11 protein-coding genes are annotated in these 14,932 nt (G+C 45.1%); 9 read left to right on the forward strand and 2 right to left on the reverse strand.

Translation table 11 applies throughout. The annotated features are described in order from the left end of the window. Positions 1–86: 86 nt before the first annotated feature. Positions 87–1,988: a PfkB family carbohydrate kinase gene (locus V8Q34_RS00640; RefSeq protein ID WP_256129798.1), complete on the reverse strand. Its 1,902-nt coding sequence runs from the start codon at positions 1,986–1,988 to the stop codon at positions 87–89. 235 nt (positions 1,989–2,223) lie between these two features. Between V8Q34_RS00640 and rbsK the strand changes: the two genes are divergently transcribed. The 7 genes from rbsK to V8Q34_RS00675 all read left to right on the forward strand — a co-directional run bounded on the left by rbsK (position 2,224) and on the right by V8Q34_RS00675 (position 10,705). Continuing rightward, entirely contained in the window at positions 2,224–3,162 is a 939-nt protein-coding gene (gene rbsK, locus V8Q34_RS00645) for a ribokinase (RefSeq protein WP_033139712.1), read from the forward strand. A gap of 58 nt (positions 3,163–3,220) precedes the next feature. Beyond that, positions 3,221–4,609 carry an ABC transporter substrate-binding protein gene (locus tag V8Q34_RS00650; RefSeq protein WP_335834550.1) on the forward strand — a complete coding sequence of 463 codons (1,389 nt, stop codon included), beginning with the start codon at positions 3,221–3,223 and terminating at the stop codon, positions 4,607–4,609. Between the two features lie 162 nt (positions 4,610–4,771). Continuing rightward, complete coding sequence (locus V8Q34_RS00655; RefSeq protein ID WP_335834551.1) at positions 4,772–5,659, forward strand: carbohydrate ABC transporter permease; 888 nt, start codon at positions 4,772–4,774, stop codon at positions 5,657–5,659. Beyond that, on the forward strand, positions 5,652–6,500 hold the full coding sequence (locus V8Q34_RS00660; RefSeq protein ID WP_335834552.1) for a carbohydrate ABC transporter permease: 849 nt from the start codon (positions 5,652–5,654) through the stop codon (positions 6,498–6,500). The genes V8Q34_RS00655 and V8Q34_RS00660 overlap by 8 nt, the downstream gene beginning before the upstream one ends. Before the next feature lie 31 nt (positions 6,501–6,531). Continuing rightward, complete coding sequence (locus V8Q34_RS00665; protein ID WP_335834553.1) at positions 6,532–8,670, forward strand: ADP-ribosylglycohydrolase family protein; 2,139 nt, start codon at positions 6,532–6,534, stop codon at positions 8,668–8,670. A gap of 93 nt (positions 8,671–8,763) precedes the next feature. Next, positions 8,764–9,687, forward strand: coding sequence for a carbohydrate kinase family protein (locus V8Q34_RS00670; protein WP_148393441.1), 924 nt, complete (start codon positions 8,764–8,766; stop codon positions 9,685–9,687). A gap of 10 nt (positions 9,688–9,697) precedes the next feature. After that, the gene (locus tag V8Q34_RS00675) at positions 9,698–10,705 is read left to right on the forward strand and encodes an ADP-ribosylglycohydrolase family protein (RefSeq protein WP_335834555.1); all 1,008 of its coding nucleotides are present in this window, start codon (positions 9,698–9,700) and stop codon (positions 10,703–10,705) included. A 63-nt stretch (positions 10,706–10,768) separates the two neighbouring features. On the opposite strand, the gene V8Q34_RS00680 is transcribed toward V8Q34_RS00675, so the two are convergent. Next, positions 10,769–11,101: a sporulation initiation factor Spo0A C-terminal domain-containing protein gene (locus V8Q34_RS00680; protein ID WP_033139708.1), complete on the reverse strand. Its 333-nt coding sequence runs from the start codon at positions 11,099–11,101 to the stop codon at positions 10,769–10,771. A gap of 316 nt (positions 11,102–11,417) precedes the next feature. Here V8Q34_RS00680 and V8Q34_RS00685 point away from each other — a divergent pair, with 316 nt between their 5' ends. Next, a complete protein-coding gene (locus V8Q34_RS00685) occupies positions 11,418–12,830 on the forward strand; it encodes an efflux RND transporter periplasmic adaptor subunit (protein WP_118594055.1) in 1,413 nt (470 codons plus the stop codon). A gap of 14 nt (positions 12,831–12,844) precedes the next feature. Continuing rightward, positions 12,845–14,923, forward strand: coding sequence for a hypothetical protein (locus V8Q34_RS00690; RefSeq protein ID WP_335834557.1), 2,079 nt, complete (start codon positions 12,845–12,847; stop codon positions 14,921–14,923). Positions 14,924–14,932 lie beyond the last annotated feature (9 nt).

Consider the following 14,932-nt stretch of genomic DNA (forward strand, 5'->3'; position numbering starts at 1 on the left):
TCTCCTGTTTGCGGAAGTTACCGTATTCGTTTAGTTTACCAGAAATGACGAAAAAGTCAACTTTTTAAGAAAAGTGCCTGTATTTTCTATTTGAGAAGTTCCGGTTCCAGTTTTTTGATATGGGTTTCCAGGGTGTTGTGGTCCACAAGGGCGGGAACAACGCCCTGCCTGGATACACAGAAGCCTGCAGCATACGTGGCGATCCGGATGGACTTTTCCAGAGAATACCCCTCGATCAGGAAAGAGGCCAGAGCTGAGATAAAAGCATCTGCACCGCCGGTGGTATCAATGGAAATGAAATCCGCAGCCGGAAAATACTTTGCGTTATCCTCGGTTTTCAGATAACAGCCTTCATGTCCAAGCGTAATGATCACTGTCTTGATCCCTTTCTGGTAAAAGTATTCGGCCTGTTCCTCCACTGTATTGTACTTGGGACACAGGGCGGCCGCTTCCTTACGGTTGGGGATAAAGATATCTGTATTCTGCAGAAGCTGTTCCGGTATGGATTTCAGGGCAGCGGGCTTTATAATATTTTTTGCTCCGTATTTCCTGGCAGTTTTCGCTGCCTCCAGAACGGTCTGAATGGGAATCTCAGTGGAGAGCAGGCAGAAGCCGGCATTTTCAAAGAGATGCTGCCGTTTCTGTATGTCTGCCGGGCTCAGATTGCCGTTTGCTCCGGACATGATCGTGATGGTTCCCTCGCCGTCCCGTTCAATATAGATATATGCCTTCCCGGTCTGCGCCTTCATATCCCTGTGCACACCCTGGGTTGCCACCTGTTCTTTCTCCAGGATATCGAAAATAAAGGTGGAATCCGTGTCATTGCCGATCTCCCCTATGAGAGAAACTTCCCGTCCAAGCTTGGCAGCGCCAACAGACTGGTTGGCTCCTTTGCCTCCCAGTGTGGTGGTGGAACTCAAAATCGTGGTGGTCTTTCCCGCCTGGGGAAGCCAGTCAACATTGAAGGTGATATCCGTGTTGATACTGCCAACCACTACAATCTTCTTCCCGCGGAAGAAGGAAGGAATGTCAAGGCTGTCCTCGTTGTCGAAATCGCACTGTGAGACAAAAGTATATTCCGGTTCTGCCGTCTCTTTTTTCTCACATTTCTGGATCAGATTCCTGCACACATAGTAACCGAACTCCCGGTAAGGGATTTTGATACTGGATATATGAGGGAAAGAGATTGCTTCCCGCACATCATCCTTTAAGCTCACCAGAGACAGGTCAGAGGGCACGTAGTAGTGCAGTTTGTTCATCTGCTCGTACAGGATCAGGGAGGAGGCAAAATGTGAGCTGACAATGCCTGAAAAACCATGGCTCAGTATCCTGGAGCAGCAGGCAGGGTCAGAGATGTAAAGCTTCATCTTTTTATGATAGGGGATCTGATTGTCAAAGAGACATTTCTTGAATCCCTCAAACACCATGCCGGAACGCCTGCTTTTTTCCTTCACGAGACAGGCAATCTTGCTGTGTTTATACTCCAGCAGTTTCTGCGTAAGGACGTATCCCATTTTTTCAAAATCTATATTGTAGGCAGGCAGGGTATAAGGAGCATTGATATAGCTGACAGAGATATTCTGTTCCGCAAAATAATGCTCATGCTGGGGACTGTTCTCATCCACCGGCTCCCAGATCACACCGTCCACATTGTTTTTGCACAGAGATGTGATGTGCTTTAACTCCGTATCTGCGCTGTTCAGACTGTCCAGAAGCAGTACATTATATCCCTGTTCCTGGGCGGCCTGCAGGATACCGTTCAGCATCAGGTTGGTCTGTGAGGCAGTGCGCAGCAGGACGCCCAGCAGAAAGCGCTTCGCATTGGATATATTTTTTACCATGCCGTAAGGTGTGTAGTTGTATTCTTTTACGATTTTCAGTACCCGGCTGCGGGTCTCAGGATTGATATTCTGGTCTTTGTTGTTAACGATTTTGGAAACCGTTGAAATAGAGACACCGGCCAGGCTGGCGATTTCTTTGATTGTCATATGAGATCCCTCTTTTACCATTATTTTCTCTAATTATGAAGGATAGAGAGGGATTTGTCAATGGAAAATACATCGCATATATGTGCAATATGCATAAGAAAACATTTTCCTAAATAGTTTTATTTCACAAAAAATAGAAAAACTATTGACAGTGCACAGAGAGGGCTGTACAATACATGCATAGGAAAACAATTTAAGAAATGGTTTTCTTAATAAATTTGATGGAGGTAATAGCTTGGATAAACGGATTCTGATTATCGGAAGTTTGAATATGGACATCGTTATAGAAATGAAACGTATGCCGTTGATAGGGGAGACCGTTCTTGGAAAAAACCTTACATATGTACCCGGAGGAAAAGGAGCGAATCAAGCATATGCAGCAGGTAAACTTGGCGGAAAAGTAACCATGCTCGGATGCGTCGGAGATGACAGCCTGGGACAGAAACTAAAAGACAATCTTGCGAATAGCGGAACGGATGCATCATATATCAGAAATATAGAAGGCAAGCCAACGGGTACGGCAATTATCTATGTAAATGACGATGGTGATAACAGCATAGTGGTTATCTCCGGTGCAAATGAAGCCTGTGATGTTGAGTATTTAAAACAAAATGAAGCTTTATTTGCAGAATGTGACTATGTCATGTTTCAGATGGAAATTCCCTATGAAACCATTTTTTATGGTATCAGAAGGGCAAAAGAGCTGGGAAAGACCGTGGTCTTAAATCCGGCACCGGCACCGGATGGCCTGCCGGAAGATATTTGGGGGAAAATTGATTACCTGACCCCCAATGAGACAGAATTGTTAAAACTGACAGGACAGCAGGAAATGACCATGGACAACATCAGAAACGGTGCACATGCTCTGCTTGAAAAAGGTGTGAAAAATATCCTGGTTACCCTGGGAGACAAAGGCGTATTATTTGTCAATGACAGGAAAGAAAAATTATTTCCGGCCAGAAAAGTGACCGCTGTGGATACAACAGCGGCGGGGGACTGCTTTAATGGCGCATTTGTCACCGGTCTGGCAGAGGAAATGAGCTTTGATGAGGCGATCGTATTCGCAAATATGGCGTCCTCTCTGGCAGTTACCAGAAAGGGGGCTCAGAGTTCCATTCCGGGCAGGGAAGAACTGGAGGAACTCAGTAAAAGGAAGAGTAACGCGGGTCTCTGATTTTGCGGGAAGCAAAATTAAAATAGAGAAAATATAATGTATTCTAAGGAGGAAAGTTATGAAAAACATGAAGAAATTTTTAGCGTTATGTTTGACGGGGGCAATGGCAGTATCCATGGCAGCGTGCGGTTCGTCGGGGGATGACAAAGCAGCCGGAGAGGAAGACAAACAGACCGAAAGCACAGCAAAGACAGATGAGGAAAAAGACAGCAGTGACAGTAAGGAAAAGGAGAAGCTGGTAATTTCCTGTTATCTGGCAGATGACAGTCAGGTCGCAGTACGTGAGAAATATATCGATGGGCCGTTAAAGGAAGCTTTTCCGGACGTGGATATTGAGATCAAAATGTATAATGACAGACAGAGCCTGCAGGTAGAGGTTGCCGGCGGCGGCGGTCCTGATATTCTGGATTTGGATGGCCCAACGGATGTGGCTGAGTTTGCAAAATCAGACAGAGTGCTGGATTTAGGAAAATATGCTGAGCAATACGGATGGCAGGATATCTTCTATGACTGGGCATATGACAGCTGCTTCTATGAAGGAAAATTATATTCACTGCCTACATCTTTTGAAGGCATGGTAATGTATTATAACACAGATGTATTTAAAGAGAACGGCTGGGAGATCCCGAAAACTCAGGAAGAACTGGTAGAGCTGATGAAAACCATCCAGGAAGCCGGAATCATTCCTATAGCATTTGGAAACTCAAACTATCAGGGCGCTGTTGACTGGCTGTATTCCACATTTACAAGCTGTTACGCAGGTCCTGAGGCAGTTAAGAAAGCCATGACCGGAGAAGGAAAATATACAGATGCTCCGATCAAAGACTCCCTGCAGACCATGGTTGACTGGTGGAACGAAGGATGGCTTGGCGATCATGCTTCCCAGTCCATTACAAATGAAGATATGCTGGCATTCTTTGCAGAAGGCAGAGCTGCAATGATGATCAATGGAACCTGGGCTTCCAGTCAGCTTGTCACAGTATATCCGGACTGCAACTGGGATTCTGAAATGATGCCACCTAAAGAAGGTGAAAAACAGATCCTTCCATTTGCAACAGGAGGCGGCTATGCAGTAAATGCCAATTCTAAAAACGCGGATCTGGCGGCTGAGGTACTGAACTATCTGTTTACTTCCTTAGACAGACATTATCAGTCCATTAATGAAGCAAGCTATCAGCCATATCCTCTGAAAACATTTGATATTTCAAACCTGGAAGGTATGGATGCAAAGCTTCTGGATCAGTATAAATTACTGATGGATGCACAGGAAAATAATCAGATTGGATATTGCTCCTGGACATTCTATCCGGCAGAGATGCGTGTATATATGAATGAGAATACAGATGCAGTATTCCTTGGAGAGCTGAGTCTTGACGATTATCTTGCGAATGCCCAGACTTATATTGACGATGCCCTTGAAAAAGGAACCGTTCCGGTTCTTCCATAAAGATTCGGATTCTGTTATACAGTAGGGGTTATAGCAGATAAAGCGTAAAATGCCGTACAATCTAAAACAGCGATATGATCACAGACAGAATGATATTTGGGATTGTACGGCATTTTTATACATGACAGACGAAAGACTCAGGATTTGATGAGGTGGTGGAAAATGAATTTGACAAAAAAGAAAAATATGGTTCCGTATTTATTTATACTTCCAGCGTTTATTATACATGCCTGCATTGTAACGGGGCCTGCATTGAGCACCCTTGTTATGTCGCTGTTTGACTGGAACGGTATGGGCGGAGCAAAATTTATAGGTTTAAAGAACTTCCAGGAAATTTTTACAAAAGATACTATTGTAAAACAGGCGGTAGTACATAATATCCAGTGGCTGCTTGTTTTTATTACGGTTCCTCTGCTGCTTGGATTTATCGTTGCTATCCTTGTAAGCCAGCTTAGAAGGACCCAGATGGTTTTCAGAACGATTTACTTTGTTCCATATGTTATATCTGCAGCAGTTGCAGGAAAAATATGGACTGCATATATGAATCCATATTATGGATTGAATCAGGTGTTTGCGCAGATGGGATTAAAAGAATTGTCAAAAGTGCTTTGGCTTGGAAATCCCAAGATTGCTTTGTTTTCTGTAGCATTTGTAGATAACTGGCATTGGTGGGGATTCATTATGGTACTGTTCCTCGGGGCATTACAGCAAGTAGATCCTACACTTTATGAGGCAGCCAGAGTGGATGGGGCAAATCGTTTTCAGGAACTTCTGCATGTATCGATTCCCGGTATCCGACAGACAATAGCCTTTGTTTTAATCATGACAATTATGTGGTCATTCCTGACATTTGATTATGTATATATTATGACAAAAGGCGGTCCTGCCAACTCTACGGAAATTATGTCTACATATATTTATAAAAATGCTTTTGTCAAGTATCGCGCAGGTTATGCCAACGCACTTTGCGTAATCCAGAGTGGTATTTGTATCCTTTTGTACTTTGCGCAGAAGTATATCAGTAAAAAGGGAGGAATTGAAGATGACTAAAACCATGAATAAAGGGGGAAAGTATTACTTCTTCGCAACCCTCAGAATTCTTTTCCTGACAGTTATGCTTTTGTTTGCCGCAGTACCGCTGCTTCAGGTATTTATTAACTCTTTCAGGACTGACAGGGAAGTAAAAACCATGCCTTTAGGTCTGCCGAAAGACTGGGTATTTACAAACTATGGTGAAACCTGGAAAATAGGCGGTTATGCACAGGCTTATTTTAACAGCTTTTTTACTGCTCTTGTAGTCATTGTAGTAGTTCTGATTGTGGTAGGCCTGGGAGCTTATTCCATCAGTAAGCTGAATTTTAAGCTAAGAGGATTTTTTACGGCATACTTTTTTGTGGCAATTTCACTGCCGGGATTTTTATACATTGTACCGGATTATTTTATCATGAATAAATTGGGGCTTGTGGACACTCGCTGGAGCCTTATGATTGTCTACACTGCCATGCAGATTCCTTTCAATATGCTGCTTTTGCGTACTTTCCTGGGAGGAATTCCAAGAGAACTGGAGGAAGCCGCAAAAATAGACGGATGTAACGAACTGAACAGTTTTCTCAGAGTTACCCTGCCTATTGCAAAACCCATGTTTTTGACTATTGCCATTCTGGTATTTGTAAATGTATGGAATGAATTTCTCTGGTCCAACACTTTTATCACAACCGAGATTCTGAAACCGGTAGCGACAAAATATGTAGTGTTTACAGGACAGCACGGTTCCAATATGGCCCGTATCTACACGGCCAGTGTGATTACCATTGCACCGGTTATTATTCTGTATCTGTTCTTCAGCCGTAAATTTATAGAAGGTATGACCAGCGGAAGTGTAAAAGGTTAATATTAACAGACTGCTCGATGGGAGGTTGAGTATGAAAACAGAGTTTATTGAAGGTATTTATGCAGGATGGCTTGCCAAGATCATCGGTATCCGCCTGGGTGCCCCGGTAGAGGGATGGACTTATGAAAAAATTAAAAACATCTACGGTGAATTAGACCATTATCCTGTAGACTACCACGAATTTGCTGCGGATGATGACAGCAACGGCCCGCTGTTTTTCCTGAGGGCACTGGAAGACGGACATCATGATTACGAACTGCAGGCACAGGATGTGGCAGAGGCCCTTCTGAATTATGCGCCGTTTGAACACGGATTTTTCTGGTGGGGCGGTTATGGGATATCTACTGAGCATACAGCGTATCTGAATCTGAGAAACGGGATTCCGGCTCCGCGAAGCGGAAGTATCGAACAAAACGGAAGTACAACGGCAGAACAGATAGGCGGACAGATTTTCATTGATACCTGGGGACTTGTGACACCGGGAAATCCGGATCTGGCAGCAAAATATGCGAAAGAGGCCGCCAGTGTGACACATGACGGAAATGGTATTTACGGCGGTATTTTTGTTGCTGTATGTATAAGCTATGCTTTTGTGGAGAAGGACATCAGGAAAATCATTGAAAAAGGTCTCTCTTATATTCCGAGAGAATGCGAGTATGCAAAAGTAGTGCGGGCAGTCATGGTATACTATGATGAAAACCCCGGCGACTGGAGGGCCTGCTTCCGGTACATATTTGACAATTACGGCTATGATAAATATCCCGGAAACTGCCATATCATCCCCAATATCGCAGTGATGATTCTGGCACTGTTATACGGGGAAGGTGACTTTACAGACACACTGAATATCTGCAATATGTGCGGCTGGGATACAGACTGCAACGTTGGCAACGTAGCGACGATCATGGGCGTGAGAAACGGACTGGACGGTATTAACTACGAAAAATGGAGAAAACCGATCAATGATTTCCTGGCCTGCTCAAGTGTTATGGGTTCCATGAATATTATGGATATCCCATATGGTGCCTCTTATATAGCGAAACTGGCATATGCTGTGGCGGGAGAAAAGATGCCGGAACCCTGGAATACGATTACGCAGAAGAGAATTGACAGCTGCCACTTTGAATATCCGGGATCTACCCACGCAATGCGTGTCCGGGTGGATGGACTGGATAAACGGGCAAGAAAAGACAGGGAATGTACGGTGATCAATACGGATGAATCTGCATATACAGGATCACGTTCCCTGAAATTTGTGGCAAAACACGTTGAGCCGGGAGAAAACGTATTTGTTTATAAAAAGACACACTACAGACCTGCAGATTTTCATGACAGCAGATACGATCCGTGTTTCTCTCCGCTTGTATATCCGGGACAGATCATCCATGGAAGTGCAATGATCCCCGAATATGGTGAGGATGCACTGGTGAGTCTCTACGCAAGAGACAGCAGGGCAGATAAAATCTATGAGGGAAACAGAGAAAATCTCTGCAAAGGCCAGTGGAAAGAACTGGAGTTTACCATTCCAAGCCTGGAAGGCGCCCTGATCGATGAGATTGGCTTATGTTTCCATGTGCAGGGTACCCATACACAGGTGTTTGATTTTGTGGGGCTTATAGATGACCTGTACGCGGATGGAAAAGCTGACTATTCCATTGATTTTGCCAATGAAACGGAAGAGCAGTGGACCGTTCTGCATAAAGAGATCAGCCAGTTTACAAAATTAAAAGGCCTGATGTATCTGAATGACGGGGAAATGCATTTGTCCTGTTCAGATTTTGCAGAAGCATATACCGGCAGACATGACTGGGGAGATTACAGGGCAAAATTCTTCTTTACACCGCTGACAGGAAAGCATCATATGGTAAATGTGAGAGTGCAGGGAGCCATTCGTTCTTATGCGGTGGGACTTCTTCCTGACGGCAAAGCGGCAATCCTGAAAAATGATAACGGATACCGTATTCTGGCAGAAACTCCATTTGACTGGGGCTGCGGGAAAGAATACTGCATCGATGTTCAGGTCATCGGCAACAAGATAAGCGCAGAAATAGAGGGCTGCTGTCTGGAGGCTGTAGACGAAGAGAAACCTTATCTTTTTGGAGCAGTAGGTGTATCCATGCAGAACGGAACACATGATAAATATAGAAAAATTATAATATCAGATTGTTAACAGGGGGCAGATCAGGCAGAACATTTTGTTCTGCCTGATTTTTAAAGAAGATAATGGTTCTGTTGGCGAAATAGTTACAAAAGGAGAAGGCGTATGGAAGTATATGGTTTAGGTACATTGGCTATGGATGTTTTGATGAAGGTTGATAACCTTCCTTCAGAGGATGGATTCTGTATTGTGAAAAGTAATGACAGGCAGCCCGGAGGAAGCGGCACAAACGTGATCGTACAGCTTGCGAGGCTCTCAGCAAAATGTGGCTATATGGGGGCTGTGGGAGATGATGCGCTGGGAAAAGATGTTCTGAAAAGTCTCCGGGATGAGAACGTAGATACCAAGAGTATGATCGTTAAACCGGGAAAGATAACCTTGCATACAGATATTGTCATTGATGATGAGGGCAGAAAATTTATTATGCTCAATATGGGGGATGCCTTTGAAAGCCTGACAAGTGATGAATTGGATTATTCGGCCGTCTCTTCAGCAAAGGTTTTCTACACAGATTTACTGCCCAAAGAGCCTGCCATTACAGGACTTAAAAAAGCAAGGAAAGCCGGGGTGAAGACCGTCTTTAACATGCAGGTAGGCCTTGGCACCATGCAGGGACTGCATGTATCAAAAGAGGAGATATTATCAGCACTTAAGTTCACTGATATTTTTGCACCGTGCCGCGGCGGCCTGTACGAGCTGACAGGAACGACGGACTTAGATGCGTGCGTGAGATACCTCCGTGATTACTGTAAGGGTACTTTACTGTTCACCCTCGGAAAAGAAGGATCTGTTGCATATGATGAGCAGGACAGGAAGTATACGGTCAAGAGCTGTGATCTGGAAGTTGTGGATTCCACCGGGGCCGGGGATTCGTATATGGGTTCGTTTATCTATCAGCATTGTCTGAATGGCATGTCCATAGAGGAATCCATGAAATTTGCGACCATGTGCGCAGGGTATACGTGTACCGGAATAGGGGCCCGTTTTTCACCGGATCTTAAAACCGCTGAAACGTTTGTCTGGAAATGAGGTGCTGTGGATGAGGGAAAAATTTGACCAGGTAAAGGGAGGCTTCATCGGGATCGCTTACGGAGATGCTTTCGGAATGCCGGCAGAAATGTGGAGCCGGGAATTGATACAGAAAAAGCTCGGGTATATCAAAACCTTTCTTCCCGGACATCCGGATAACAGGATATCCGCCGGATTTGCAAAAGGTGAGGTGACGGATGACACGATCAACAGTATTTTGGTCACAGAGATGCTCAGTGAGAACGGGGGCAGGGTCGACGCGCAGGTTTTTATTAAAAAATTGAGGTATTGGATGAAACACTCAGATAAAAGTTCGGCAGTTGTAGGCCCCAGTACCGCTAAGGCTCTGGAACTGATTGAGGCCGGAACGCCGATGGAGGAAGCGGGAAGTACAGGAACCACCAACGGTGCAGCCATGAAAATCGTACCAATAGGTCTTCTTGCCGGGTATAACAGCAAAGAAGGGGGGGATTCAGATTATTTACTCCACCAGGTCATTGAATTGTGCAGACCCACACATTTTACTTCCTGCGCCATAAGCGCAGCATGTGCCATCGCAGCAGGAGCAGCGGCGGCTGTCCACGGAGAAAAAGATTTATCAAAAATTTATGAATATATGACGGAAATGGCAGAAAAGGGCAGTGCATATGGAAATTCCATTGGTTCACCGTCTGTAGCCTGCCGCATGAAAATGGCAAGACATTTTACGGAGCAGGAACCTCAAAAGGCACTTAAAGATATTTATGACTATGTGGGGACGGGAATTTCATCTGCCGAGAGTATACCGGCAGCGGCAGCTTTATTTTACTTGTCTGAAGGAGACCCTGCAGTGTGTGCCGAATACGCGGCCAATATAGGCGGTGATACAGATACCATTGCTGCTATGGCGTGTGGTATCTGCGGTGCCTATAAGGGAGCAGAAAGCTTTAAAACGGAGGATATTGAACTTTTAGAAAGAACGAATGCGATTTCGTTTACAGAACTGACTGAAAAACTGCTGGGAAATACCCCCTGCTGACAGGATACGGAAAGGGCACCTACATATACGTTGTAGATGCCCTTTCAGCGTAAAGAGAAATGATTACTCCTCGTCTTTATGGTTTCTCACATAATAAGCAAGCATAGAAATAAATTCTCCCGTAGTAGGCTTTCGCTGCAGCTCATACCCTGCGATATGATTCAGCAGCGCTCGGTTTCCTTCGTTCCAGCATGTGGTGATGACCGTACGAAGTGACCGTTCGATTCTTGTGCTGGTGGAATGGAAATGTTTCGCCACATCCGGATACAATTCTTTTGTTATGTAGAGCAGATATTCTTCATTTCTGACTGACAGTTCAACTGCGTAGATAAGGAAAGAATAGCCCCGATATATGGAGCAGATACCAAGACGGTGAACAAGACTTTCCACGTTCATAAAATACCCCCTTCGTTATATATTATTTTATTAATAATAAGAATAACTTAAAAAGTCATAAAAATATCTGATTAGATAAAAATAGACATAATCCGTTAAATAAAGCAATAATTCGACGAATTACGACAAAAAGACGACTGTTATATTATATACGAAATCAGAACACAAAAGATTACATAAAGATTTCAAAAGGTTATAAAAAGTTAAAAGACAGAATCTTTAAAATCTGTTATACTTTGTGTAAAGTTGTTTTCTTCAAAGTGCCTTCTTAAACAAATAGTATGTGAATTTTAAATTTAAAAACAGGGGGAAATATATGAATAAAAGAAATAAGATTTTAATCGGAGCAGGCATTGTGCTGCTGGCAGGCGTGATCGGTACGGGAATTTATATGCAGCAGCGGGGAAAAGGTGAGGACAAGAGCACAGAGCTGGCTTATGTGACCAGTGTCTCCTCCATGGATCCATCTTCCCAGGTTCAGAGACTGGCCGGTGTTGTGGAACCACAGAAGACATGGGAGATTCAGAAAAATGCAGAGCGGGAAGTAAAAGAGATCCTGGTGGAAGTGGGAAGCGAAGTGGAGGTGGGAACCGCCCTTTTTGTCTATGACACGGAGACACTGGAAGCAGATCTGCAGCAGGCCCAGCTGGATCTGGAGCGGGCGGACACCGATATGGAGAACCTGCGCAGTCAGATCGCACAGTTGGAAAAAGAAAAGAAATCCGCCTCAGAGGATGACCAGTTTTCCTACACGACCCAGATCCAGACAGCACAGATGGACCTGAAGAAAAGCGAATATGAACGGAAAAGCAAAGAAGTGGAAATATCACAGATACATGAAAAGATTGCCAATTCTTCTGTCACCAGTGAGATGCAGGGAGTTGTAAAAAGCATTAATGAGGGCAATGAGACAGATCCTTACAGCGGCAGTTCACAGGCATTTATGACTATTCTTGCAACCGGTGTTTACAGGGTAAAAGGAAAAGTAAATGAACAGAATATCGGCGCTGTTCAGGAAGGTCAAAAGGCAATCATCCGCTCCAGAGTTGATGAAAGCAAGACATGGACAGGTACGTTTACAGCGGTGGATACGGAAAACAGAGAGGGAAACAACAATAATATGATGTACGGAGGCGGCAGCGACAGCGGTGAAATGATGTCCTCCTCCTATCCTTTTTATATTAACCTGGACACCTCTGACGGCCTGATGCTGGGTCAGCATGTGTATATTGAAAATGACACGGGAATGGAAGAAAAAGAGGGTATATGGCTGGACGAAGGCTTTATCATGGACGCGGACAAGCAGCCCTGTGTATGGGTGGAAAACAAGGATGGAAAGCTTGAAAAACGTGATGTGACCCTCGGTGAACACGATGAAAATCTCTTCCAGTATCAGATTAAAAGCGGCCTGAAGGTAAGTGATTACATTGCTTTTCCGCAGGAGTTCTTAAAAGAGGGAATGAAGACAACACATGAAGAGATTCCCATGAGTGATCCGGAATCAATGCCTGCGGACGGTGAAATGCCGGAAGGTATGGATGGCCTGCCTGCAGACGGAGCAGATACACTTCCTGTTGAAGGGGAAGAAGGTGCTGCCGAAATGGAAGGCAATGCTTCGGAAGGTGAAGCCGGCAGTGCGGAAATGGAAGGAAATGCCCCGGAAGGTGAAGCCGGTGCGGAAGGTGCAGACGGGGCAGCAGTCCCAAGTCCGGAAGGTGAGGCGCAGTAGAGGGGAGGATGCAAATGAAGGCGAGAAATAAAAAAATCATCATTGCCGTCATCTGTGTCGGAGCTGCAGCGTTGGCCGGCACAGGAATCTGGTATGGTGTGAAGAAGATGGACCAGACGAAAGTAGATGTCTATCCCGTAGCTGATCTGAAGCAGCAGATCTGGGGTATGAGCACCAGTATAGACGGAACCATAACCTCCAGTGTGACACAGGAGGTTCATCTGATGGAAAAGCAGATGGTGGACCAGATTTATGTACAGGAAGGACAGGAAGTGGTTGAAGGAACGCCGCTTCTCTCGTATGACATGACACTGGTCAACATTGACCTGGAGATGGAAAAAATCAATAAAGAGCAGCTTCTGGTCAAGAAAAAGGGCCTGGAAAAAGAACTGGAAAAACTGAAAAATGCCGATATCATTCCTGACAGCCAGAAATCAGAGGATGACGATGAAGAAGGTTCCACCGGAAACATCATGGGAGCAGGCAGCAAAGCAGGCATCCTGCCTCTGGGAATGAAAGATGCAGGCTCAGGTATGGGCGGACGATGGGATGCAGCATTCAGTAAAATGGCAGTTTCCCAAAATACAAGAGCTGCCGCCGAATCCGGTGACCCGGATAACGCAGGTAATCCGGATAACCCGGACAACCCAGACAACCCGGACAACCCGGACAACCCAGATAACCCGGACAACCCAGATAACCCGGATAATCCAGATAACCCGGACAACCCAGATAACCCGGACAACCCAGATAACCCGGACAATCCAGATAACCCGGACAATCCAGATAACCCGGACAAACCAGATAACCCGGATAAACCGGAGAATCCAGATAACCCGGATGATCCAGATAATTCGGATAAACCGGACAACCCGGATAAACCGGAGAAGCCGGTACCGTCCATGGTTTATGATAAACTTTACGGAGACATTACCCTTGAGACTATACCGGGCCAGAAAATAGAAAACGCCATTCCTTACAAGGGAACGGGCACAAAGGAAGACCCATACTACTATCTCTGCAAAAAAGATGTGAAGATCCAGGGTGCCTTTCTAAACCAAATCGCAGGATACGGAAATGCAGACACCAAAGAAAAAGAACCGGTATACTGTGTCCTGGAAGTCAGAGACAAGGGCGAAAAAGACGGATTTCTCATCGCAGCTCTGTACCTTGACGGAAGTAAAATAACAGAGAAAGTGGAACCGCAGAAATGGTACCTCACCCACCTTGGAACGTATACGGAGGAGGAACCGAAAACACCTGATGAAGAGATGCCGGACGGTGATCCGGATGGGGAAGAGTTCCCGGATGACTGGGATTTTATGGAAGAGGTTCCCCAGGATGATATCATAAACGGCTATACAAAAGATGAACTGGACAAAGCGATTACAGAGAAGAAAAAAGAGATAAAAACCGCAGAATTGGACATTCGCGGCAGCAATCTGAAAATTCAAAATGTTGAGAAAAAGCTGGAGAACCAGACCGTAGAATCCATTCTGAACGGCGTTGTGAAGAAGGTCGGAGACCCGAGCAAAGGGGAAGTGGACGGCGAGGCATTTCTTGTTGTGGAAAGCGCAGAGGGCAGCTATGTGAAAGGTCTGGCAGATGAGTATCAGCTTCAGCAGCTTCAGCCGGGTTCTGTCCTGACAGGATTCACATACGAATCAGGACTTCCCGTGGAGGCGGAAGTAAAAGAGATATCCAATTTCCCGTCCTCCAACAATATGTACGGTTACGGCAGAGAGGTATCTTATTACCCCTTTACTGCCTATATCAAAAACAGCGACGGCCTTAAAAATATGGAGGGTGTCAGCCTGGAACTTCCCGCAGAGTCAGAGAATCCCGCAGGTCTTTACATCAGCAAGCAATTTGTACGGAATAAAGACGGCAAGGATTTTGTCTACGTGGAGAACAAGGATCATCAGCTTGAAAAGCGGACGGTGCAGGTGGGAAAAAATTTCTACGGCAGTATGTTGGAAATTAAAAGCGGTCTCACAGAGGAGGACAACATTGCTTTCCCATATGGCAAGAAGGTAAAAGAAGGCGTCAAAGTAAGACATGCAACCATAGAAGAACTATATGGCATGTACTAGAGGAGGGAG

The sequence above is a fragment of the Blautia sp. JLR.GB0024 genome (genome assembly GCF_037000545.1).
Lineage (GTDB): Bacteria > Bacillota > Clostridia > Lachnospirales > Lachnospiraceae > Blautia > Blautia celeris.

Excerpts from the sequence above, each read along its gene's own strand:
- V8Q34_RS00665 (WP_335834553.1), top strand. The coding sequence starts at position 6,532 with ATGAAAACAGAGTTTATTGAAGGTATTTATGCAGGATGGCTTGCCAAG.
- V8Q34_RS00680 (WP_033139708.1), bottom strand. The coding sequence starts at position 11,101 with ATGAACGTGGAAAGTCTTGTTCACCGTCTTGGTATCTGCTCCATATAT.
- V8Q34_RS00685 (WP_118594055.1), top strand. The coding sequence starts at position 11,418 with ATGAATAAAAGAAATAAGATTTTAATCGGAGCAGGCATTGTGCTGCTG.
- V8Q34_RS00660 (WP_335834552.1), top strand. The coding sequence starts at position 5,652 with ATGACTAAAACCATGAATAAAGGGGGAAAGTATTACTTCTTCGCAACC.
- V8Q34_RS00655 (WP_335834551.1), top strand. The coding sequence starts at position 4,772 with ATGAATTTGACAAAAAAGAAAAATATGGTTCCGTATTTATTTATACTT.
- V8Q34_RS00670 (WP_148393441.1), top strand. The coding sequence starts at position 8,764 with ATGGAAGTATATGGTTTAGGTACATTGGCTATGGATGTTTTGATGAAG.
- V8Q34_RS00690 (WP_335834557.1), top strand. The coding sequence starts at position 12,845 with ATGAAGGCGAGAAATAAAAAAATCATCATTGCCGTCATCTGTGTCGGA.
- V8Q34_RS00675 (WP_335834555.1), top strand. The coding sequence starts at position 9,698 with ATGAGGGAAAAATTTGACCAGGTAAAGGGAGGCTTCATCGGGATCGCT.
- V8Q34_RS00650 (WP_335834550.1), top strand. The coding sequence starts at position 3,221 with ATGAAAAACATGAAGAAATTTTTAGCGTTATGTTTGACGGGGGCAATG.
- V8Q34_RS00640 (WP_256129798.1), bottom strand. The coding sequence starts at position 1,988 with ATGACAATCAAAGAAATCGCCAGCCTGGCCGGTGTCTCTATTTCAACG.